This is a genomic window from Pseudomonas sp. PvP100, assembly GCF_017833055.1.
In the GTDB taxonomy this organism is placed as follows: Bacteria; Pseudomonadota; Gammaproteobacteria; order Pseudomonadales; family Pseudomonadaceae; genus Aquipseudomonas; species Aquipseudomonas syringae.
This window is the reverse complement of record NZ_JAFIBO010000001.1, coordinates 4,629,125-4,649,990: the sequence shown is the minus strand read 5'-3', so window position 1 is coordinate 4,649,990 and position 20,866 is coordinate 4,629,125. Positions and strand designations below refer to the sequence as shown.

Annotated in this window: 15 protein-coding genes; 8 read left to right on the top strand and 7 right to left on the bottom strand. The window is 61.4% G+C overall.

Features of this window, described 5'->3' with window-relative positions; genetic code table 11:
* Position 1: 1 nt before the first annotated feature.
* Genes JOE39_RS20025 through JOE39_RS20015 form a run of 3 tightly spaced genes read right to left on the bottom strand, consistent with a single transcriptional unit; the run spans position 2 to position 2,972 of the window.
* The gene (locus JOE39_RS20025) at positions 2-814 is read right to left on the bottom strand and encodes a sulfite exporter TauE/SafE family protein (RefSeq protein WP_003421592.1); all 813 of its coding nucleotides are present in this window, start codon (positions 812-814) and stop codon (positions 2-4) included.
* Positions 807-2,060, bottom strand: coding sequence for an FAD/NAD(P)-binding oxidoreductase (locus JOE39_RS20020; protein WP_003421591.1), 1,254 nt, complete (start codon positions 2,058-2,060; stop codon positions 807-809). Before JOE39_RS20020 ends, JOE39_RS20025 begins: the two co-directional genes overlap by 8 nt.
* Positions 2,061-2,087: 27 nt before the next feature.
* Positions 2,088-2,972 (bottom strand): MBL fold metallo-hydrolase, encoded by an 885-nt coding sequence (locus JOE39_RS20015; RefSeq protein WP_210078385.1) that lies wholly within the window; start codon positions 2,970-2,972, stop codon positions 2,088-2,090.
* 266 nt (positions 2,973-3,238) lie between these two features.
* Between JOE39_RS20015 and JOE39_RS20010 the strand changes: the two genes are divergently transcribed.
* A complete protein-coding gene (locus JOE39_RS20010) occupies positions 3,239-4,558 on the top strand; it encodes a sigma 54-interacting transcriptional regulator (protein ID WP_210078387.1) in 1,320 nt (439 codons plus the stop codon).
* Positions 4,559-4,692: 134 nt separating this feature from the next.
* Here the strand turns inward: JOE39_RS20010 and JOE39_RS20005 are convergent, their stop codons facing one another.
* Together JOE39_RS20005 and rep are read right to left on the bottom strand one after the other, a co-directional pair.
* The gene (locus JOE39_RS20005) at positions 4,693-5,262 is read right to left on the bottom strand and encodes a xanthine phosphoribosyltransferase (RefSeq protein WP_003318411.1); all 570 of its coding nucleotides are present in this window, start codon (positions 5,260-5,262) and stop codon (positions 4,693-4,695) included.
* A gap of 51 nt (positions 5,263-5,313) precedes the next feature.
* Entirely contained in the window at positions 5,314-7,323 is a 2,010-nt protein-coding gene (rep, locus tag JOE39_RS20000) for a DNA helicase Rep (RefSeq protein WP_003318412.1), read from the bottom strand.
* A 204-nt stretch (positions 7,324-7,527) separates the two neighbouring features.
* On the opposite strand from rep, the gene JOE39_RS19995 reads away from it, so the two are divergent.
* Entirely contained in the window at positions 7,528-9,192 is a 1,665-nt protein-coding gene (locus JOE39_RS19995; protein ID WP_210078388.1) for a bifunctional diguanylate cyclase/phosphodiesterase, read from the top strand.
* A 12-nt stretch (positions 9,193-9,204) separates the two neighbouring features.
* Here JOE39_RS19995 and JOE39_RS19990 read toward each other — a convergent pair whose 3' ends face one another.
* A complete protein-coding gene (locus JOE39_RS19990) occupies positions 9,205-10,587 on the bottom strand; it encodes a NorM family multidrug efflux MATE transporter (RefSeq protein ID WP_096112886.1) in 1,383 nt (460 codons plus the stop codon).
* A 166-nt stretch (positions 10,588-10,753) separates the two neighbouring features.
* Here JOE39_RS19990 and JOE39_RS19985 point away from each other — a divergent pair, with 166 nt between their 5' ends.
* The 6 genes from JOE39_RS19985 to JOE39_RS19960 all read left to right on the top strand — a co-directional run bounded on the left by JOE39_RS19985 (position 10,754) and on the right by JOE39_RS19960 (position 19,458).
* Positions 10,754-11,674 (top strand): LysR substrate-binding domain-containing protein, encoded by a 921-nt coding sequence (locus tag JOE39_RS19985; RefSeq protein WP_003318415.1) that lies wholly within the window; start codon positions 10,754-10,756, stop codon positions 11,672-11,674.
* Between the two features lie 186 nt (positions 11,675-11,860).
* A complete protein-coding gene (locus tag JOE39_RS19980) occupies positions 11,861-13,837 on the top strand; it encodes a methyl-accepting chemotaxis protein (RefSeq protein ID WP_044313476.1) in 1,977 nt (658 codons plus the stop codon).
* A 254-nt stretch (positions 13,838-14,091) separates the two neighbouring features.
* Positions 14,092-14,811 carry a methyltransferase domain-containing protein gene (locus tag JOE39_RS19975; RefSeq protein ID WP_003421584.1) on the top strand — a complete coding sequence of 240 codons (720 nt, stop codon included), beginning with the start codon at positions 14,092-14,094 and terminating at the stop codon, positions 14,809-14,811.
* Between the two features lie 265 nt (positions 14,812-15,076).
* Entirely contained in the window at positions 15,077-16,729 is a 1,653-nt protein-coding gene (locus JOE39_RS19970; protein WP_003421583.1) for a Na/Pi cotransporter family protein, read from the top strand.
* A 57-nt stretch (positions 16,730-16,786) separates the two neighbouring features.
* Positions 16,787-18,163 (top strand): pitrilysin family protein, encoded by a 1,377-nt coding sequence (locus JOE39_RS19965; protein ID WP_210078390.1) that lies wholly within the window; start codon positions 16,787-16,789, stop codon positions 18,161-18,163.
* Positions 18,164-18,258: 95 nt separating this feature from the next.
* Entirely contained in the window at positions 18,259-19,458 is a 1,200-nt protein-coding gene (locus JOE39_RS19960; protein ID WP_017278950.1) for a DUF5924 family protein, read from the top strand.
* Positions 19,459-19,462: 4 nt separating this feature from the next.
* Here JOE39_RS19960 and JOE39_RS19955 read toward each other — a convergent pair whose 3' ends face one another.
* Positions 19,463-20,704: a spore maturation protein gene (locus tag JOE39_RS19955; RefSeq protein ID WP_003367703.1), complete on the bottom strand. Its 1,242-nt coding sequence runs from the start codon at positions 20,702-20,704 to the stop codon at positions 19,463-19,465.
* Positions 20,705-20,866: the final 162 nt, after the last annotated feature.

The window sequence follows — 20,866 nt, the reverse complement described above, 5'->3', positions numbered from 1 at the left end:
GTTATCGTACGGACAACGCCAGCATGAACGCCGCGACGATGCCGCATACGGCGAACAGTTGTTGCAGGCGTGGGCCGGCGAGGTAGCGGGCGACTTGTCTGCCGATGACCAGGCCGATGACTGCACCCAGCGCGAACGGCGCACCGACCGCCCAGTGCATCACCCCGCTCAGTGACGCGGTAATGACGCTGCCCATCGAAACCAGGGCGATCACGGCCAGTGACGTCGCCACGACACTCTTCATATCCAGGTCGCTGTAGCGGGTCAGCGCCGGAATGATCACGAACCCGCCGCCCACCCCCAACAACCCGGACAGCAACCCGGAGCCCACGCCGGTCAGCGTCAGTGCGCGCAGGCAGGGCATGGTCCAGCGCAGGCGGCCCTGCAGCGGGTTGAGCACGCAGGGCAGTATTTCCGCACGCGGCGCCGGCTTGCCGTGGCGCAATTCGCGGCTGGCCCTGATGAACATGCGTCCACAGGCGTACAGCAGCACGACCGAAAAGACCAAAGCCAGCGGCGTATTGGGCAGTCGATGAGCGAGCCATAGGCCCAGAGGCGCCATCAGCACACCAATGGAGGCGATGTACCCGGCCGCGCGATAGCGGACGATGCCCTGACGCAGCCCCAGTACCGCACCGATCCCCGCCGCCAGCCCTACGGCCAACAGACCGACAGGCGCGGCTTCGACAATCGACAGGCCGAGACCGAAGACCAGCAGCGGCACGGCGAGAATGCCGCCGCCCGCGCCGGTCAGCGCCAGTACCATGCCGATGACGGTCCCCAGACCAACGCCCAGCAACTGATGCTCATCCATGCCGGGTGTCAGCCTTTTGCGGTTTGGCCAGCCATTCACGGCCCTTGAGCATGCCATGCCAATAAAGCGCGGGCAGCACTCGCGCTTTCAACCACCAGGCCAGTCGGGTCGGCTGGCGACCCTCCAGCAGCCAGCGCGGAAAGCTCGGCGCAACCTTGCCGCCATAGGTAAATTCGGCCAGCACGATGCGGCCTTTCTCGACCGTCAACGGGCACGAGCCGTAACCGTCATACACAGCTGCCCCATCCCGACGACCCAGCGCGACCAGCACGTTGTTGGCCACCACCGGCGCCTGCTTGCGTGCCGCTGCAGCGGTCTTGGCATTGCTGGTATTGGTGACGTCGCCCAGACCATGAACATTGGCGAACTGCCGGTGCTTCAGCGTGGCAGGGTCGACATCCACCCAGCCTGCGGCATCGGCCAGCGGGCTGCTGCGGATGAAGTCAGGGGCAATCTGCGGCGGCACTACGTGCAACATTTCGAAGCTTTGCTCGACGGTCTCGCTGCTGCCATCGGCCTGCGTGCGAATGAAGGTCGCGCGCTTGCCAGGCCCGTCGACGGCGACCAGCCGATGGCTGAACTTGAGGTCGATGGCGTAGCGCTCGACGTACTTCATCAGCGCCGGAACATAGTCGGCGACACCGAACAGCACGCCACCGGCGTTGTAGAACTGCGTATTGATCTGCGCGAGACGGCCGCTTTTCAACCAGTGATCGCAGGACAGGTACATGGCCTTCTGTGGCGCACCGGCGCACTTGATCGGCATGGGCGGCTGGGTAAACAGCGCGCGGCCCTGTTTCAGATTCTGTACCAGCTTCCAGGTGTAGGGCGCCAGGTCATAGCGATAGTTGGAAGTCACGCCATTGGCCCCGAGCGTTTCTACCAGCCCGTCGATAGCCGACCAGTCCAGCTTCAGGCCGGGGCAGACCACCAGTTGCTGATAACCGAGCACGCGGCCGTCGGCCAGCGTAAGCGTATTGTGCTGCGGCTCGAAGGTCGCCACCGCAGCCTTGATCCACTGCACGCCTGTGGGTATCAGCGAGGCCATGCTGCGTGCCGTCGACTGCGGCGTGAAGATCCCCGCACCGACCATGGTCCAGCCGGGCTGGTAATAATGGGTATCGGCGGGGTCGACCAAGGTGATCTGCAGGGTAGCGTCGCGGGCCAGCAGGCTTGCGGCAGTAGCGATACCGGCAGCACCGCCACCGACGATCAGGATCTGACAGGTTGTTGTCGAAGCATTCATCACAGGGTTTTCCAGAGCGGGCAGCGGTCAAAGGGCATTGAGCGGGATCTTCAGGTAGACGACGCCGTTGTCTTCCGGCTCGGGAAAGTGTCCGCAGCGCATGTTGACCTGCACCGCAGGCAGCATCAGCACCGGCATGTCCAGCGTTGCGTCACGGGCTTCGCGCATGCCGACGAACGCGTCTTCATCCACCCCGTCGTGCACATGGATGTTGCTGGCGCGCTGTTCGGCAACCGTGGTCATGTACTTCAGCTCCCGGCCATTGGGCAGGTAGTCGTGGCACATGAACAGCAGAGTGTCCGGCGGCAGCGCCAACAGCTTCTTGATCGAGCGATACAGCGTGCGCGCATCGGCACCCGGGAAGTCGCAACGAGCGGTGCCGTAATCGGGCATGAACAGCGTATCGCCGACAAACGCGACCGTGGCGTCACCGACTTGCACCAGGTAACTCATGCACGCCGGCGTGTGTCCGGGCGTGTGCATGGCCTTGACCTCAAGCGTGCCGAGGGCGAACGACGCGTTGTCCTCCAGCAGCACATCGAACTGGCTGCCATTGCGTGCAAAGTCAGAAGGCGCGTTGAACAGCGTACCGAAGGTTTCCTGCACGGCAGTGATATGACTGCCGATGACAATTTGCCCACCCAATCTCTGTTTCAGATACGGCGCTGCCGAGAGGTGATCGGCGTGCACGTGGGTTTCGAAAATCCACTGCACCGAGGCGCCCAGCGCCTGCGCCCGTTCGATCATCCGGTCGGCAGACTCGGTCCTGGTGCGGCCGGACTTGGGGTCGTAATCGAGCACGCTGTCGATCAGCGCACATTGCTTGCTGTGCAGGTCCATCACCAGATAGCTGATGGTCCAGGTATGCGTGTCGAAGAACGCTTCGACATGGAGTTTTTCACCGATGATCATGTGCAATTCCTGTGGCTGTAAATCGCCTCAAAGCCCGTTTGGCCAGGCCCGACGGTTGGCAGTCGTTGCCATGATGTCTCAATAACCATGCCAATCACTGCAAAGCCCCTTCAGGCTAATAAATACAAGGCGTTTTGCGGTTTTGCAAAACACCTTGATGGCCTGCCGCAGGTCGTTGACTGCCACATTCTGGCAGTCATTTGGCAGTCAGTGGCACAAGCTGGCAGGCGAATGGGTTAAGCTGCGCCCAGTCCACAGGAGCACCCATGAACCTCGTCGCCACCGATTTTACCGGCAGTCGCATGCAGTCGCTGGTGTCATACCTCGAACACGATCTGCGACCGACCATCGTGCTCGACACCGACTACAACATCATTGCCGCCAACACTGCCTACCAGCGTCAGTTCGGCGTCGAAGGCACGCCGCATGTGGGCGAGAAGTGTTATCGGGTGTCGCATCAGTTTGCGGTGCCGTGCGATCAGGCCGGTGAGCATTGCCCGATGCGCAAGGCCCATGAAACACGGCTTCCGGAGCGTCTGCTGCACATTCATCACACGCCGCGCGGCCCCGAGCATGTGGATGTGGAGCTGCGGCCGATTCTCGACGATCAGGGTGAGGTGATCGCTTATGTCGAGCGACTGAGCTCGGTGGCGGTGGCCTCCGTCCAGCCGCAGCAACATGGGCTGGTAGGGCGCTCGGCGGCGTTCAAAGAAGTGCTGGGCGCTCTGCAACGCGCTGCGCCCGCGCAGATTCCGGTGTTACTGCAGGGCGAGTCGGGTACCGGCAAGGAACTGTTCGCGCGCGCACTGCACGCCAGCAGCGCCAGGTCCGCCGGGCCGCTGGTGGTGGTCGATTGCACCGGGCTTACCGAAACCCTGCTGGAAAGCGAGCTGTTCGGCTATGAGAAGGGCGCATTCACTGGCGCATTGCAGCGCAAGACCGGTCTGGCCGAAGCCGCTCATGGCGGGACGTTGTTTCTTGATGAGATTGGTGAGGTGCCGCTCGCCATGCAGGTCAAGCTGTTGCGGCTGATTGAATCGGGCAGTTTTCGTCCGGTGGGCAGTCTGCGCACGGTGCACTCGGATTTTCGGCTGGTGGTGGCCACGCATAAACCGCTCAGGGAGATGGTCGCCGACGGCAGCTTTCGCCAGGATTTGTTTTACCGCATCAGCGCCTTTCCGATTCGCCTGCCGGCCCTGCGTGAACGCAGTGACGACCTGCCGCTGCTGATCGATAGCCTGCTGCAACGCATCGCGCCTGGCGCCGCGCCGCGTGTCGACGCCGAGGCCATGAAGCTGCTGAGTTTGTACAGCTACCCCGGCAACATTCGCGAGCTGCGCAACATACTCGAACGCGCCCGTTTATTTACCGATGACGGCATCATTCGCGCGCAGGATCTGCCCGCCGAAGTACGTGGGCAGGGCGAGGCGGGTGGCGTGACGTACCGCCAGCAGGACGACAGCCTGGAAAAACTCGCCCATGCGCTGCGAGTGTTCAACGGCTCGCGCAGCGAACTGGCCAGAGAACTGGGACTGAGCGAACGCACTTTGTATCGACGTTTGCGTGCCCTAGGCATTCCGCGCTGAAGCACGCACGCTATGACGCAGAGCGTCACGAACGGCATTCCCACGCGGGAGCGTGCGGAACGATAACCGCAACTATCGTGCGGCGCTCCGCGTCGTATGCCTTTCCGGACGCTCCGCGTCCGCCCTCGGGAGCCTTACTTGAACGTCACAACCCCACCGGCCAAGGATTCGACCCGCGCCAGGGATTCGACGCGATAGCCCTGGGCGTCCAGTTCAGCGCGGCCGCCCTGGAAGGATTTCTCGATCACGATGCCCAGCCCGGCTACCGTGGCGCCAGCCTGTTTGATGATCGAGATCAGCGCCTGCGAGGCTTTGCCGTTGGCCAGGAAGTCGTCGATGATCAGCACCTTGTCGTCGCTGCTCAGATGGCGCGGCGAGATGGCCACGGTGCTTTCCACCTGCTTGGTGAACGAGTACACGGTCGCCGACAGCAGGTTTTCGGTCAGGGTCAGGGACTGGTGCTTGCGAGCGAAGATCACCGGCACGCCCATGTTCAAACCCGCCATGACTGCCGGCGCGATGCCGGACGCTTCGATGGTCACGATCTTGGTCACGCCAGCGTCGGCGAACAGTCGGGCGAATTCGTCGCCGATTTCCTTCATCAGGGCCGGATCGATCTGATGGTTGAGAAACGCATCGACCTTCAGCACCTGATCGGACAACACGATGCCTTCTTCGCGAATTTTCTTGTGCAGTGCTTCCACTTCAATTCCTTGGCTGCGCCATTGCGCAATAAATGATCAATAGGGTGTCGGCTAGCGTTTCAGCATGGCGCGAATGTCGGCAAGCGCGGTGTTGCCGCGCACCGCTTTGACTTCCGTCGGGGTGTCGTCATTGCCTTCCCAGGCCAGGTCGTCCGGGGGCAGCTCATCCAGAAAGCGGCTTGGCGCGCAGTCGATGATTTCACCGTACTGCTTGCGCTTGGCGGCGAAGGTGAAGGCCAGGGTCTGCCGCGCGCGGGTGATGCCCACGTAGGCCAGGCGGCGCTCTTCTTCGATGGTGTCGGCTTCGATGCTGGAACGGTGCGGCAGGATTTCTTCTTCCATGCCCATGATGAACACGTACGGAAATTCCAGGCCCTTGGAGGCGTGCAAGGTCATCATCTGCACGCCTTCGGCACCGTCTTCCTCTTCCTGCTGACGTTCGAGCATGTCGCGCAGGACCAGCTTGCCGATGGCTTCCTCGATGGTCATGCCGCCTTCTTCGTCCTTCTCCAGCGTGTTTTTCAACGCCTCGATCAGGAACCAGACGTTGCTCATCCGGTAATCGGCAGCCTTTTCGCTGGAGCTGTTCTGTCGCAGCCAGTTCTCGTAATCAATGTCCATGACCATGCTGCGCAGCGCGGCGATGGGATCGTTCTGCGCGCACTGCTGGCGCACCCCGTCCATCCAGCGCTTGAAGCGCTGTAAACGGTCGGTGAATCGGCTGTCCAGGTGCTCGCCCAGGCCGATCTCGTCGGTGGCGGCGTACATCGACACCTTGCGCTCGGTGGCGTAATTACCGAGCTTTTCCAGCGTGGTCGAGCCGATCTCGCGACGCGGAACGTTGATCACCCGCAGGAAGGCGTTGTCGTCGTCCGGGTTCACCAGCAGACGGAAATAAGCCATCAGGTCCTTCACTTCCTGGCGGCCGAAGAAACTGTTGCCGCCCGACAGTCGATACGGCACCTGATGGTGCTGCAATTTCAGCTCGATCAGCTTGGCCTGGTAGTTGCCGCGATAGAGGATGGCGAAATCGCTGTACGGGCGGTCGGTGCGCAGGTGCAGGGTGAGGATTTCCATGGCCACCCGCTCGGCCTCGGCGTCTTCGTTACGGCAGCGGATCACGCGGATCTCGTCGCCGTGGCCCATCTCGGACCACAGTTGCTTTTCGAAGGCGTGCGGGTTGTTGGAGATCAGCACGTTGGCGCAACGCAGAATGCGGCTCGTCGAACGGTAGTTCTGCTCCAGCATCACCACCTTCAACGACGGGTAGTCGTCCTTGAGCAGCATCAGGTTTTCCGGCCGCGCGCCACGCCAGGCGTAGATCGACTGGTCGTCGTCGCCCACCACGGTGAACTGATGGCGCGTACCGATCAGCAGCTTCACCAGCAGGTACTGGCTGGCGTTGGTGTCCTGATATTCGTCGACCAGCAGGTAACGCACCTTGTTCTGCCACTTTTCCAGGATGTCGGCGTGTTCCTGGAACAGCTTGACCGGCAGCAGAATCAGATCGTCGAAGTCCACCGCGTTGTACGCCTTGAGCGTGCGCTGATAGTGGGTGTAAACGATGGCGGCGGTCTGTTCCTTAGGATTGCGGGCGTTTTCCAGCGCCTCGGCGGGCAGGATCAGGTCGTTTTTCCACGAGCCGATCATGTTCTTGATTTCGTCGACGCCGTCGTCGCCGGAATACTCTTTCTGCATGATGTCGGTCATCAGCGCCTTGACGTCGGTTTCGTCAAAGATCGAGAAGCCCGGTTTGTAGCCCAGCCGCGTGTGCTCTTTGCGGATGATGTTCAGGCCCAGGTTGTGGAAGGTCGAGACCGTCAGGCCGCGTCCTTCGCTGCCCCTGAGCAGCGTGCCGACCCGCTCTTTCATCTCGCGCGCGGCCTTGTTGGTGAAGGTCATGGCGACGATGTACTGGGCGCGAATGCCGCAGTTCTGGATCAGGTGCGCGATTTTGCGGGTGATCACGCTGGTCTTGCCGGAACCGGCACCGGCGAGCACCAAAAGAGGGCCGCCGACGTAGTTCACGGCTTCCTGCTGCCGGGGATTGAGTCGGGACATGGCGGTATGAAGAGTCGTCTGCAAAAAAGGTCGGGCATTTTAACAGGCCCACGGTTTTGTGCAGTGCTCATCGTCGTCAGACAGTGACTGCTATCTAATTCTTCTGTTTTTGTTACATTTGCGCCGCGACGCGCGATACGTGTATTTGTCGCGCTCCTGCGAGAGAGCGGCCACCGGTTTTTCCTTTGCACTTAGGAAGTTAGATTGCCTACACCTGTCGAACCCTTGCGATTGCTGTTATTGGCGCACGAGCCTTTCTGGCAGGCGCTGCTTAGCGGCTGCCTCACTGCGCCGGGAGGCAACGTGATACTTCTGCATGGCGCGAACTGGGACGTTTTCAGTGCCCGTTACGCTAACGAGCGCAATACCGTGCTGCTGACCACGCCTGATCTGCAGCCCAGGACCGGGGCCTGCCTGTTGCCTACCGTGGTGCTGCTCGAGACCGAACCACTGGTCGGACCGACCGGCGTCAGTGACTGGCTGGTGCGCGATGCCTTGACCGGTGACACGCTTCGGCGCTGCCTGCGCTATGTTCACGAGCGCAGTCGCCTGGAAGACAGCCTGCGACGCCTGGTCGGCCAGGACCCGTTGACCGGCATCGCCAACCGCCAGGGTTTTCAGGCGCTGCTCTCGGCTCGCCTGAGCGAAGGCGGCGGCGTGGCGCTGGGGCATCTGGACCTGGACAACTTTCGCCGCGCCAACGATTCACTGGGTCATCAGGCCGGTGATCGACTGATCCTGCAAGTCGTGGCACGCTTGAAAAACCAGCTCGATGCCGGTGATCAGATCGCCCGTCTGGGGGGCGACGAATTCGCCCTGTTGATCGACACCCGAACAACCCCCGAACGCGCTCTGCAAATGGCCGAACGTATCACTGACGTGCTGGCCGAACCCTATTGGGTCGATGGCGAAAGCCTGCTTCTGGGTTGCAGCCTGGGCATCGCTCACTCCCAGGCCCAGCCCGAAGCCGACCCGCTGATGTGGCATGCACATATCGCCATGCGTCAGGCCAAGAGCATGCAGGGCTGCACCTATCACCTGTTCGACGAGCGCATCAACCGCAACGCCCGCAGCCTCGCCGACCTGGAAGGTGAACTGCGACGCGCCTTGCGCCGCGATGAGCTGGAACTGCATTACCAGCCGCGTCTGTGCCTGGACAGCGGGCGTATCGTCGGCCTGGAAGCGCTGGTGCGCTGGCGCCATCAGGAGCGCGGGCTGCTGCCACCCAGCGAGTTCGTGCCACTGGCCGAGCAAAGCGGCCTGATCGTGCCGCTCGGCTACTGGGTCATCTTCCGCGCATTGCGTGACATGCAGGCCCTGCGCGAACAAGGCTTTGCCCCGCTGCACATGGCGATCAACCTGTCGTTCCGGCAGTTTCAGGACAGCCAGTTGCTGCCGACCTTGAATCGCCTGATCGCGGAACACAATGTCGACCCACGCTGGCTGGAGTTCGAACTCACCGAAACCGCCGTCATGCGGCGCAGCGATCAGGTCAGGCAGACCATGGATGCATTGCGCCAACTGGGCGTGCGCTTTTCGCTGGATGATTTCGGCACCGGCTATTCGTCATTCATGCACCTCAACAGCCTGCCCATCGCGCTACTCAAGATCGACATGGGCTTTGTCGCGCAGATGGAGTTACGCGAAGAGAACCGCAAGCTGGTCAACGCCATGATCAATCTGGCGCACAACCTGAACCTGGAGGTGGTCGCCGAGGGTGTGGAAACCGCCGGGCAACTGGAGTTGCTGCGCAGTTTTGGCTGCAATCAGGTGCAAGGCTATCTGATCAGTCGGCCGCTGCCGGTGGAAGAACTGGTGACCTATCTGCGTTCGCAAGCCGCGCACACAGATACATCCAGGTCCGGGTGACGGTGCGCCGGATCAGCCCGGCACCGCCACCCCGGCTGCATCCCTACGCAACAGCCGAGCCGTCTTCCATTCAAACGCATAGGTCAGCGCCACAGCCGAGCAGAACAGGCCCAGCGCCAGCCCCCACCACACACCTGAAGCACCGGCATCGGTAGAGAAACCGAGCAACCACGCGGCAGGCGCGGCGATCAGCCAGTAGCAGCCCAGGCCGATCAGGAAGGTGGTGCGTGCATCCTTGAGCCCACGAATGGCGCCCATGGCAATGGTCTGCGTGCCGTCGAAAAACTCGAACAAGGCGGCAATGGCCAGCAGTTTTGTGGCCAATACCACGATCTCGGCAAACGCCGGGTCATTGATGTCCAGAAACAGCCCGATGACCAGGTGCGGCGCCAGCCAGAACAGCAGCCCGAACATGAGCATCACACAGCCGCCAAAACCGATGCCCAGACGCCCGGCCATGCGCACCATCAACAGGTTGCCTGCTCCATAATGCTGGCCGATACGCATGGTGACCGCGTAGGACATCCCCACCGGAACCATGAACGCCATGGACACGGTCTGCAGGGCGATCTGGTGCGCCGCCATCTGCGTGCTGCCCATCGCGCCCATGCAGAACGCCGCAAAAGTGAACAGCCCGACTTCCACTGCATAAGTGCCGCCAATCGGCAAACCGAGACGCCATAGCTCGCCCAGGTGACTGCGCGACAGTTTCGAAAGCCCTTTTCTGATCGGGTACGCCGCGTAGGCCGGATGCCGCCTGATATGCAGCGCCAGCGCGAGGGCCATGCAGTTGGTGACGATCGCGGTGACCAGCCCGATGCCCATCAGCCCCAGGTTGGGCAGCCCCAGCCATTGATGGATCAATGCGTAATTGAGCACGAAGTTGGCTGCCGCACCGGCCAGGCTGATGGTCATCACCGGCCCCGCACGACCCAGTGCGCTGGTGAAGCCGCGCAATGCCATGAAGCTGAGCAGGCCGGGCAGGGCGAAGGGCAGGGTGATCAGAAATTGAGCCGCCATATGCACGTTGGCTTCGGCCTGACCGAACTGCAACAGGATGGGTTCGAGGTTCCACAGCAACAGCGCGGCAACCAGCGCCATGCCCCAGGCCAGCCACAGACCGGCCTGGGTCAGACGGGTCGCGCCTTCGGTGTCGCCGGCACCGTGACGGATCGAAACCAGCGTGCCGACCGCGGCCATCACGCCGACGCAAAAGAACGACACGAAGCTGTACGTGGCAGCGCCCAGCCCCCCGCCGGCCAAGGCCTCCGGGCCGATCCTGCCCATCATCACGGTGTCGGTGAAGACCATCAGCATGTGCGCCATCTGTGACGCAATCAGCGGCCCCGCCAGGCGCAGGATGATCCAGAGTTCTTTGAGGGCGGACGGCTGCATGGTGACGGTGCTCTACGGCAAAGGGACGAATGAGCGACGTATTCTGGGCAGTTGCTCGACTAAACACAAAACGATAAATCCGATGCTCAGCATGACTAAAACTCATCTGAAGCTATTTTCAGCATTTGCAGTAAAGTAGCCGTTCATCGTTCGCAGGAAGCGCCCCATGCCCCGTAGCCTCCCTCCTCTTTATGCACTAAGGGCTTTTGAAGCGGCTGCGCGGCATACCTCGTTTACCCGCGCGGCCGAGGAACTTTCGATCACCCAAAGTGCAGTAAGCCGGCATATTCGTACGCTGGAAGAGCACTTTGCCTGCCGCTTGTTTCAGCGCAACGGGCGTAACTTGCAGCTCACTGAATCGGCACGCGCGCTATTGCCCGGCGTACGCGATGGGTTCCTGGCACTGGAACGCGCTTGCAGCACCTTGCAGACCGACGAGGGCATTCTGCGCATGAAAGCCCCGTCCACTCTGACCATGCGCTGGCTGCTCGCGCGGCTCAGCCGTTTTCGTCATCTGCAGGTGGGCAACGAGGTACAACTGACCAGCGCGTGGATGGAAATCGATGCGGTGGACTTTACCCAGGAGCCTTTTGACTGCGCGATTCTGCTCAGCCAGGGGCATTTCCCGTCGGACTGGGAAGCCACACTGCTGTTTCCCGAATTACTTATTCCAGTTGGTGCGCCCACCTTGTTGCAGGACCCGCCATGGGACGTCGAACGCCTGGCAAAGGCTGAATTGCTGCATCCCACCCCTGATCGCCGTGACTGGCGCACCTGGCTGAACCGCATGGGTCTGGCCGATCAGGTGTCGCTCAAAGGCGGGCAGGTCTTCGACACCCTGGAGCTAGGCATGATTGCCGCAGCACGTGGCTACGGTGTGTCGATGGGTGATCTGCTGATGGTCGCCGAGGACGTGGCGCAGGCCCGGTTGAGCCTGCCGTGGCGCACGGCGGTGTTCAGTGGCGAAAACTATTATCTGGTCTGGCCGCGTACGAGGCCCGGCGCAGAGCGGTTGCGACGCCTCAGCGATTTTCTTCAGGCGGAGGTGGGCGCCATGCAGTTGCCGTTAGTTGAAGTACTCTATTAAAATTTAGTTTAATATTGAACTGCCATCATCTGTAAATGTCTCGCTCCGCTCTCAAGTAACGACCTTGATGGCCGAAGCATTGCTTGAAGATTGCTCGTTCAAATAGCGTAAAAACACCAACTAAATTTATCAGCTGAATGGCAAGCCACGGACCCGGCGACTCCAATCATTCGGCACGGAGTCTCTATGTCCAAGCCTCGTACCCGAATTGCTTCGCAACTTGGTATTGCTCTGGCCGTGATCCTGGCGGTGGTTATCAGTGGTAGCACCCTCTTCGCGTTGAGGTCCCTGGACGCGTCCAACCTGGTCATTCGTGAAGAGCACATGTCGAGTGAAGCCAGGCTCCTCGCTGACCAGCTCAACACTTTCCACAGCACGCTGCGCGACAGCACTCAGCGCTTGAGTGGCCTGTTCGAAAAACGCTTCGCCGCTGGCCTGAGCCTGCAAGCCGACAAGCCGGTCACGGTGGCGGGCACGTCCACGCCAGGCCTGTTCCTGCGTGATGCCGCGCTGAATAACGACTTCACCGAAGTCGATGAATTCCGCTCGATGACCGCCGGCGTCGCGACCATTTTCGTGCGCAGCGGCGACGACTTCATCCGGATCAGCACCTCCCTGAGCAAACAGGATGGCACGCGCGCCATCGGCACCGTGCTGGACCGCAAGGGCGCAGCCTACGAGCGCCTGATCGCCGGTCAGAGCTATGTCGGCAAAGCGGTATTGTTCGATCGTTATTACATGACCCAGTACAGCCCGGTCCGCGACAGCAGCGGCAAGATCATTGCGGCGCTGTTCGTAGGGTTCGATTACACCGATGCGCAGAAAACCCAGTTCGATAACCTCAAGAACTTCCGTATCGGCTCAACTGGTTCGCTGGCACTGCTGGACGACAAGGGCACCTGGCTGGTTCCACCGGCAGGCGTCAAATCCCTCGACGGCGCAGCCAAGTCAGTTGCAGAGCTCGCCAGCAAACCGGGCAAGGCGCAGTTCTGGGATGACGGGGATGACAACTATTACAGCGTCGGCCAGCCGTTCGCTGGTGGCCCCTGGACCGTCATCGCCAGCATGCCGCGCAAGGAAATCAGCGAAGTGACCTGGCACGTCGGCACGCAACTGGCGATCGGCAGTCTGCTGGCCATGATCATCGCGGTGATCAGCGCCATCTGGCTGCTGCGCAGCAAGCTTCGCCCACTGTCCGAATTGGTACGCCAGGCCGACGCACTGGGTGCAGGCGACCTGAGCGTGCGCCTGAATGTGACCAGCAATGACGAGATAGGGCAGTTGTCGGGCAGCTTCAACAAGATGAGCGAAGCACTGTCATCAATGGTGTCGCATATCCGTACCGCGGCGCAGGAAGTCAGCACCCGCGCCAACGCGCTGTCCGGCCTGTCGGGCGGCGCGTTCGAGGGCATGGAGCAGCAATCCGGCGAGATCACCAGCATGGCCGGTGCCGTCGAAGAGTTCAGCGCCACGTCGATGAACATCGCCGACAACATGGGTAATACCGAGCGTCTGGCCCAGGAAAATGCCCAGCAGACACGCATTGGTCGTACTTCGATGGAAGAGGCGTCTTCGTCGCTGCAACAGATCGCCACTTCGCTGAGCAGCACCGCGAAAGTCATCGACACGCTGGGCCAACGCTCGCAGGAAATCGGCAGCATTGTCGGGGTGATTACCTCGATTGCCGACCAGACCAACCTGCTCGCGCTCAACGCTGCCATCGAGGCCGCACGCGCCGGTGAGCAGGGTCGCGGCTTTGCCGTGGTGGCTGACGAAGTCCGCAGCCTGGCCTCGCGCACCCGTGAAGCCACGGATGAGATTTCCGGCATGATCGCCAGCATCCAGCAGGAAACCGGCAACGCCATCAGCACCATGCAGCAGGGCAACACACTGATGCAGGAGGGCTTGTCGCTGAACGCCAAAGTGGCCTCCGCACTGGCGCAGATCGACGAGCAAAGCCGCTCGGCCGGTCACCAGTTCGCCGCGATCACCACTGCCACCCAGGAACAAAGCAGCACCGCGACCATGCTCAGCAGCAACCTGCAAAGCATCGCCATGGCCAACAGCGAACAGCGCCAGGTCATGTCCAACCTCGCCATCACTGCCCAGGAGCTGAATGGCCTGGCGACAGAACTGCGTCACGAGGTTGACCGGTTCCGTTAAAAACGGACCGAACAGTGTGCCAAGGCTCGGCGTTGGCACGCTGTTTCGGACGTTTGCGTCAGTTTCTGAATACCCGTCAAAGCCTGCTATGTCGCTGCAGGTGCCATTAGTGTCACCAAGCGTTTCTGGTCAGTTTGCAGGATTAACGGCCAGGCACTCGAAACCCCCTACACTGTTCCCACACCCCAACGCGCATGCTTCGACAGGATCTACGGTAAACCGCGCCTCGCTAACCATCGTCAAGGATCCAGACCATGAAGCAATATGTTGAAAACTATCAGCCTACCGAAGGCTTCGCGCCTGCAACCGGCCATGTGGAAGGCGACTCGGTCTCTCCCAAGGCGATGATTTTCCATATCCTGAAAGATCTCAGCGCCGATGTTGAAGTACTGGATATCGGGTTCGGCTCTGGAACACTGGGCGCGTTGATCAAGGCAAACCCGGACACGGCGCACTGGTCGGTGGACGGCATCGATGGCTGGGAAGCCAACTGCCAGAATTCGCAGCTGCATGAGAACGCTACCTACCGCAACATCTGGCACGGCCTGGCTCAAGAGCTGTCATCCGAGCGGCTGGCCCAGTACCGGATAATCTGTCTGCTGGATGTGGTCGAGCACTTGACGGCCGATACGGCGAGATGGCTGGTGCGCACGTTGCTTTCCAGCCTGGGTCCGGATGCCTATCTGTTCATCAGCACGCCACTGTGGTTCTACCCACAAGAAACTCAACAGACCGGCGATCTCGAGGAACACCTGATCGGCGTGCCTGCTTCGTCGATGATGGCGCTGTGTCCGCACCTGTATGCAGTCAATCAGCCGCTCATCGGCGGGTTCGTGTTCAGTCGCCGCAGCCTGGATTTCGTGGAGTTCTTCCAGCCCACTGCAGATAAATCGTTTTCGTATGAAAAAGGCATGCACGTCGCAAAAGCCGTCGGCATGAAACTCGAGCCCAACGTTGCGTTCACTATGGATTGACTCGGTAACGTTTCCGCCGCCTTCGGGCGGCAGGGCGGGTGAACAGCCATGAGACACGTGCGACGGGTCCATGGCGAATGCCCGAGCGATATCAAAATACTGATTTATGACACTTTTATTTCAATGGAATCCGCGCTGTGCGATGCTGGCGCCAAGGCCCGTGGCCGACTAAAAGCCTAGTAGAGCGTTACACCCATCCCCGCTCTCTACACGCTGCATCTTTCAATTCATCGCCTGTATGGGCAAACCTCAGGGGGCTTTTCGCATGCTGACCCTGCTCGATTTGCTATCTGCCGTCGCCCTGCTGATCTGGGGCACGCATATCGTGCGCACTGGCATCCTTCGTGTTTACGGTACACAACTTCGTCGTGTGCTCAGCCAGAACATGTCCAAACGACCGCTCGCGTTCATCGCCGGCATTCTGGTGACAGCGCTGGTACAGAGCAGTAACGCCACCGCCATGCTGGTGACATCGTTTGTCGGCCAGGGGCTGATGACGCTGACGCCTGCGCTGGTGATCATGCTTGGCGCCGATGTCGGCACCGCTTTGATGTCTCGCGTGCTGACTTTCGATCTGTCATGGCTGTCGCCTTTGCTGATCTTCCTTGGCGTGGTGTTCTTCCTGTCGCGCAAGCAGACCCGTGCCGGTCAACTGGGGCGGGTCGGTATCGGCCTGGGCCTGATCGTGCTGGCCTTGCAGCTGATCGTCGAGGCCGCCGCACCGATCACCCAGGCCGCGGGGGTCAAGGTGCTGTTCGCCTCGCTGACCGGCGACCTGCTGCTGGATGCGCTGGTGGGCGCCATGTTCGCGCTGATCTCCTATTCCAGCCTGGCGGCAGTGCTGCTGACGGCGACATTGGCAGGCACCGAAGTCATTGGCTTGCCGGTGGCGATCGGCCTGGTGATCGGGGCCAATATCGGCAGCGGCCTGCTGGCCTTTCTCAGTACCAGCATGCAGAACGTTGCCGGTCGGCAGGTGGCGCTGGGCAGTCTGCTGTACAAGCTGCTCGGCCTGCTGCTGATCTTTCCGGTGCTCGACCCGCTGGTTGCCTGGATCGACACGCTCGGCTTTAGTCCGCAGGAACTGGTTATCGGCTTTCACCTGCTCTACAACACGGTGCGCTGCCTGATCATGCTGCCAACCGTAGCCCCGATGGCGCGGTTGTGCTCGTATCTGCTGCCGCAGCAGAACGAAGTCGGCGGCCTGGCCAAGCCGCGTCACCTGGACCTGACCGCACTGTCGACACCCAGCCTCGCGCTGGCCAACGCGGTGCGTGAAACCCTGCGGATGGGCGATCTGATCGAGAGCATGCTCGCCTCGATGCTGGCGGTGCTGCGTGGCACACAGACGGCGGTGACTCAGGAAGTGCGCCGCCTCAACGACGACGTCGAAGCGCTGTACAGCGCAATCAAGCTGTACCTGGCGCAGATGCCGCGTGAAGACCTCGGCGAGCACGATAACCGGCGCTGGGCCGAGATCATCGAGCTGACCATCAACCTGGAACTGGCCAGCGGCCTGATCGAACGCATGCTGCGCAAGATCCAGCAGCAGAAGACAGCGCATCGCCGGTCGTTCTCTGAAGTCGGTCTTGAAGAACTTGCCGATCTGCAGATCCAGTTACAGTCGAACCTGCGTCTGGGCCTCTCGGTGTTCCTCAGCGGCGACCACGAAAGCGCACGTCAGTTATTGCGCGAGAAGCGCCAGTTCAGGGCCGAGGAGCGACGCCTGGCGCACGCCCACGTCAGCCGTTTGCGCAACAAGGTGGTACAGAGCATCGAAACCAGTTCGCTGCACCTGGAACTGATTGCCGACATGAAGCGTCTGAACTCGCTGTTTTGCAGCAGCGCCTACGTGGTGCTGGAAACCGCTGACACAGGAGCCTTGTCAAGCGAGGGCGAGGCAGACAGATCACTATGAACGTAAGGGCGGAGGTGAAGTCTGTTAAACATACCGGCCCGCCAGGAAAGCTGTTTTATGCGTTGCCTGCTGTTCGCTTGTCTGCTCCTCGGTTCACTCCCCTCATTCGCCCTTGACCGTCTTCAGGTCGAGGGCTACCTGCTGCCCAATGGTTTGCAAGTCATTCTCAAACCCGGTTACGACAAGGGTCACGTCGCCATTCGCCTGGTGGTGGGTATCGGCTTCGATGACTTCCCGTGCCAGGACAAGGAACTGCCGCATCTGCTGGAACACCTGCTGTTCAGCGGCGTGGATGACAGCGGTGAAGGCGGGCTGGAAGAGCGTATGCAGGCACTGGGCGGCGAGTGGAACGCCTTCACCAGCAACGCCGACACCACCTTCGTGATCGAAGCGCCTGCGCGAAACCAGCGCAAGGTGCTCGATCTGCTGCTGGAAATCATGACCAAAACCGAGCTGAGTCAGGCGCGGCTGGACGGCGTCAAACGCGTGGTCGAGCGTGAAGATGGCGGGCACTTCTCGCACTTGCAGCGCCTGCTTGACCGGCGTGATTCCGGGCGCAGCGCCAGCAGCCAGCTCGCCGTGGAACTGGGGCTAAAATGTGCCGACCGTCCCGAGGTGGACGGCATCAAGCTGGAGCACATCGAAGACATCTTCGCCAACTGGTATGCCCCCAACAACATGACGCTGATTGCGGTGGGTGATCTGGACAAGCTGCTGCCAGCCTATCTGGAGCGCACCTACGGCAAGCTCGCCCCCACCGACCCGATCGACCACCCGCCGCTGGCGCAGGACAGCGGCTCTGCCGAACCACGCCGCGAGCTTGAACGCGGCGGGCTGGGCGAGAGCGCCAAGCTGCACCTGATCTACCCCGAGCCGCAGCTCGACGATCAGCACGACGAAACCTGGGAGTTGGTCAAAGCCTATCTGGACTGGACGCTCTACACTGAGCTGCGCCTGAAACACAGTTTGTCCTACGGCCCCTCTGCAGAGCGCGAAGTGTTCGGCGATGTCGGGTTTCTGAGCCTGAACGCCGATGTCGAGCGTGACGATGCCGATGAAGCCGAGCGCGACATTCGCGTTCTGGTCGAGCGCCTGCAAAAAGAAGGCATGCAACCCGCCACGTTTGCGCGGCTGCAACAGCTCGCCATAGACCGGCAATCTTGGGCCACTCAAGGCAATAGTGCGCTGGCCGACTACTATTGGAGTGCGCTCAACGATTATGAAAACGGGCGCTTCGAGGACCCGGCCAAACGGATCAAGGCAGTGAAGCTGGAAACCGCCAATCAGGCGATGCGCCAGTTGCTTGCCCAGCCGGGTTACATGCGCATTGAAAAGCCGCTGTTCAGTTATGACGGTCTGTATTGGCTGATTGGCGCGGTACTGGGTTTCATCGCACTGCTGGCCCTGTGGCGCTGGCGTGCACGCAGCAAATAGAATCCTGACGCCGAACTGCACCCAGAGTGCAGGCACCGCGCCGCGTTGTTACGCTGCGCGTTTTTTTGTATGAACAGAACCGAGTGACCCCTCCGATGCTTGACGTGAATCGCTATGTGACACCCGTGCTCAACTTGATGCAGCGCTATCCGGGGCTCATTGCGGCGTTTGGTTTCGTTTCCGGTATCGCCAGTTTCATTCTGGTCGATCGCCAGGCAGGGCTGGCCACCTGGATCGCGGTGGTGATGCTGATCAGTTGGCTGTGGCTGATGGTCGAAAACACCATGGTCGGGTTGCTCAACAGGGCGCTGGGCCGTGAGATCCCGCAGGGTTTGCTGCGCTACGGCACGCAGATGATCCATCAGGAAAGCCTGTTCTTCGTGCTGCCGTTCTTTTTCATCACCACCACCTGGAACAGTGGTCAGGCGGTGTTCACTGCGGTGCTCGGGGCTGCCGGGCTGATTTCGATCATCGACCCTCTCTACTACAAATGGCTGGCGCCCAGGCGCTGGCTGTTCATGACGCTGCACACCCTGACGCTGTTCGCCGCACTGCTGACCGCGCTGCCGATCATCCTGCACCTGACCACCGCCGAGAGTTACAAACTGGCCCTGGGCGTGGCGATGCTACTGTCGGCGCCCAGCCTGATGTCGAACTTTCCGCTCAACACCTGGCGCAGCGCACTGGCCGTGATCAGCATCATCCTGGCCATCGGCGCGGCGGGCTGGTTGCTGCGTTCCTGGGTGCCGCCTGCGACGCTGTGGTTGACCGAAGTGGCGGTGAGCCCGGACTTCGATAACAAGAACCGTACGCCGGGCGACAGTATTTCGCTGATCAGCGCCAAGCAGCTGCGCAACGGCGGCCTGTATGCGTACACCGCCATCAACGCGCCGCGTGGCCTGGATGAGCGTATCTACCATGTGTGGTGGCATGAAGGCGAAGAGATGGACCGCATCGCGCTGGATATCCACGGCGGCCGCAAGGAAGGCTATCGCGCCTGGACGCGCAAGCAGAACTTCCCGGAGGACGTGACGGGACGCTGGCAGGTGAGGGTGCTGACCGAGGACGGCCAGATGATCGGCGTGCTGCGGTTTGTCGTCACTGACAATGACCAGCCGGCAGTCAAGCGACCTACCGGGCGGATAATCAAGCTCAAGCCGGGCGGCGACTCGGCTGAAGAGACCACACCTGAATCCGCGCCGGCTGATGAGCCGAAGCAGGAGAAGCAGGAGGCTGCGCCGGCACCTGAGCAGTCTGCCCCCGCTGAATCTGCGCCTCAGGCTCCGGCGCAGTAATGCTTCAGGTGGCGGTCGCGCCGAAGAACCAGTAGCAGACGAAGATCGCGGCCACGACACCGGAAAACTCGGCCAGCAGCGCGCAGCCCACAGCATGGCGAGCGCGCTGAATGCCCACGGCGCCGAAGTACACGGCAAGTACGTAGAACGTGGTCTCGGTGCTGCCCTGAATCGTGGCAGCGGCCAATGCAGCGAAGCTGTCCACGCCTTGGGTCTGCATGGTTTCGATCAACAAGGCACGGGCGGCGCTGCCCGAGAAGGGTTTGACCATCGCGGTCGGCAGCGCATCGACGAAGCGCGTGTCCAGGCCCAGCCACTGCACCAGATGCCGAATGCCTTCCAGACCGAAGTCCAGCGCGCCGGATGCGCGCAGCACGCCCACCGCACAGAGCATGGCGACCAGATAAGGCAACAGGCTCTTGGCGACGTCGAAACCTTCCTTCGCACCTTCGACAAAGGCCTCGTAGACCAGCACCTTGCGTAGCGTGCCGATGATCAGAAACATCATGATCAGGCCGAATAGCGTGAGGTTGCCCAGAATCGACGACAGACCCGCCAGCGCAGCCGCCGACAGCGTGCCGAGAAAGGCCATGAATGTGCCCAGCAGCAGGGCGCCGGGGATGAGGTAGGCGAGCACCACCGGGTCCCACAGACGCAGACGCTGCATGAATGCGACCGACAGCAGGCCGACGATGGTCGAGACACTGGTGGCCAGCAGGATCGGCAGGAATACCAGGGTCGGGTCAGGCGCACCTTGCTGGGCGCGGTACATGAAGATCGTCACCGGCAGCAGGGTCAGGGATGAGGCGTTGAGCACCAGAAACAGGATCTGCGCGTTACTGGCGGCGGTCTTGCTGGGGTTGAGTTCCTGCAGCGAGCGCATGGCCTTCAGGCCGATCGGCGTGGCGGCGTTGTCGAGGCCCAGCGCATTGGCAGCGAAGTTGAGGGTGATCAGCCCCAGCGCAGGGTGGCCGGGCGGCACTTCCGGCATCAAGCGCAGAAACAGCGGCCCGAGGACCTTGGCCAGCCAGTCGACGATGCCGGCCTTCTCGGCGATGCGCAAAAAGCCCAGCCATAGAGTCAGCGTGCCGAACAGCAGCACCATGACCTCGACCGACAGCTTGGCCATGGCAAAGATACTTTCGACCATCGCGGCAAAAATGCCGGCGTTGCCGCCTACCAGCCACTGCACCAGCGCGGAAATCGTCGCCACGACAAAAAAACCAAGCCACAGGCCATTGAGCATCGGATAAGTCCCCCACAAGAAGCGGGGATGATAGCGGCGGGGTGCGCTGGAGGGAAATCGGCAGGTGCTGAAAGAGTTGCAGGAACGATAGGTGCACGAGAACACGGTCGTTTTGTGACGCTCTGCGGCGCACATTCAGGATAGGACGCAGAGCGTCCAGAA

Excerpts from the sequence above, each read along its gene's own strand:
- JOE39_RS19960 (WP_017278950.1), top strand. The coding sequence starts at position 18,259 with ATGCTTGACGTGAATCGCTATGTGACACCCGTGCTCAACTTGATGCAG.
- rep (WP_003318412.1), bottom strand. The coding sequence starts at position 7,323 with ATGTCCCGACTCAATCCCCGGCAGCAGGAAGCCGTGAACTACGTCGGC.
- JOE39_RS20015 (WP_210078385.1), bottom strand. The coding sequence starts at position 2,972 with ATGATCATCGGTGAAAAACTCCATGTCGAAGCGTTCTTCGACACGCAT.
- JOE39_RS20020 (WP_003421591.1), bottom strand. The coding sequence starts at position 2,060 with ATGAATGCTTCGACAACAACCTGTCAGATCCTGATCGTCGGTGGCGGT.
- JOE39_RS20010 (WP_210078387.1), top strand. The coding sequence starts at position 3,239 with ATGAACCTCGTCGCCACCGATTTTACCGGCAGTCGCATGCAGTCGCTG.
- JOE39_RS19990 (WP_096112886.1), bottom strand. The coding sequence starts at position 10,587 with ATGCAGCCGTCCGCCCTCAAAGAACTCTGGATCATCCTGCGCCTGGCG.
- JOE39_RS19975 (WP_003421584.1), top strand. The coding sequence starts at position 14,092 with ATGAAGCAATATGTTGAAAACTATCAGCCTACCGAAGGCTTCGCGCCT.
- JOE39_RS19980 (WP_044313476.1), top strand. The coding sequence starts at position 11,861 with ATGTCCAAGCCTCGTACCCGAATTGCTTCGCAACTTGGTATTGCTCTG.
- JOE39_RS19955 (WP_003367703.1), bottom strand. The coding sequence starts at position 20,704 with ATGCTCAATGGCCTGTGGCTTGGTTTTTTTGTCGTGGCGACGATTTCC.
- JOE39_RS19985 (WP_003318415.1), top strand. The coding sequence starts at position 10,754 with ATGCCCCGTAGCCTCCCTCCTCTTTATGCACTAAGGGCTTTTGAAGCG.
- JOE39_RS19970 (WP_003421583.1), top strand. The coding sequence starts at position 15,077 with ATGCTGACCCTGCTCGATTTGCTATCTGCCGTCGCCCTGCTGATCTGG.
- JOE39_RS19965 (WP_210078390.1), top strand. The coding sequence starts at position 16,787 with ATGCGTTGCCTGCTGTTCGCTTGTCTGCTCCTCGGTTCACTCCCCTCA.
- JOE39_RS20025 (WP_003421592.1), bottom strand. The coding sequence starts at position 814 with ATGGATGAGCATCAGTTGCTGGGCGTTGGTCTGGGGACCGTCATCGGC.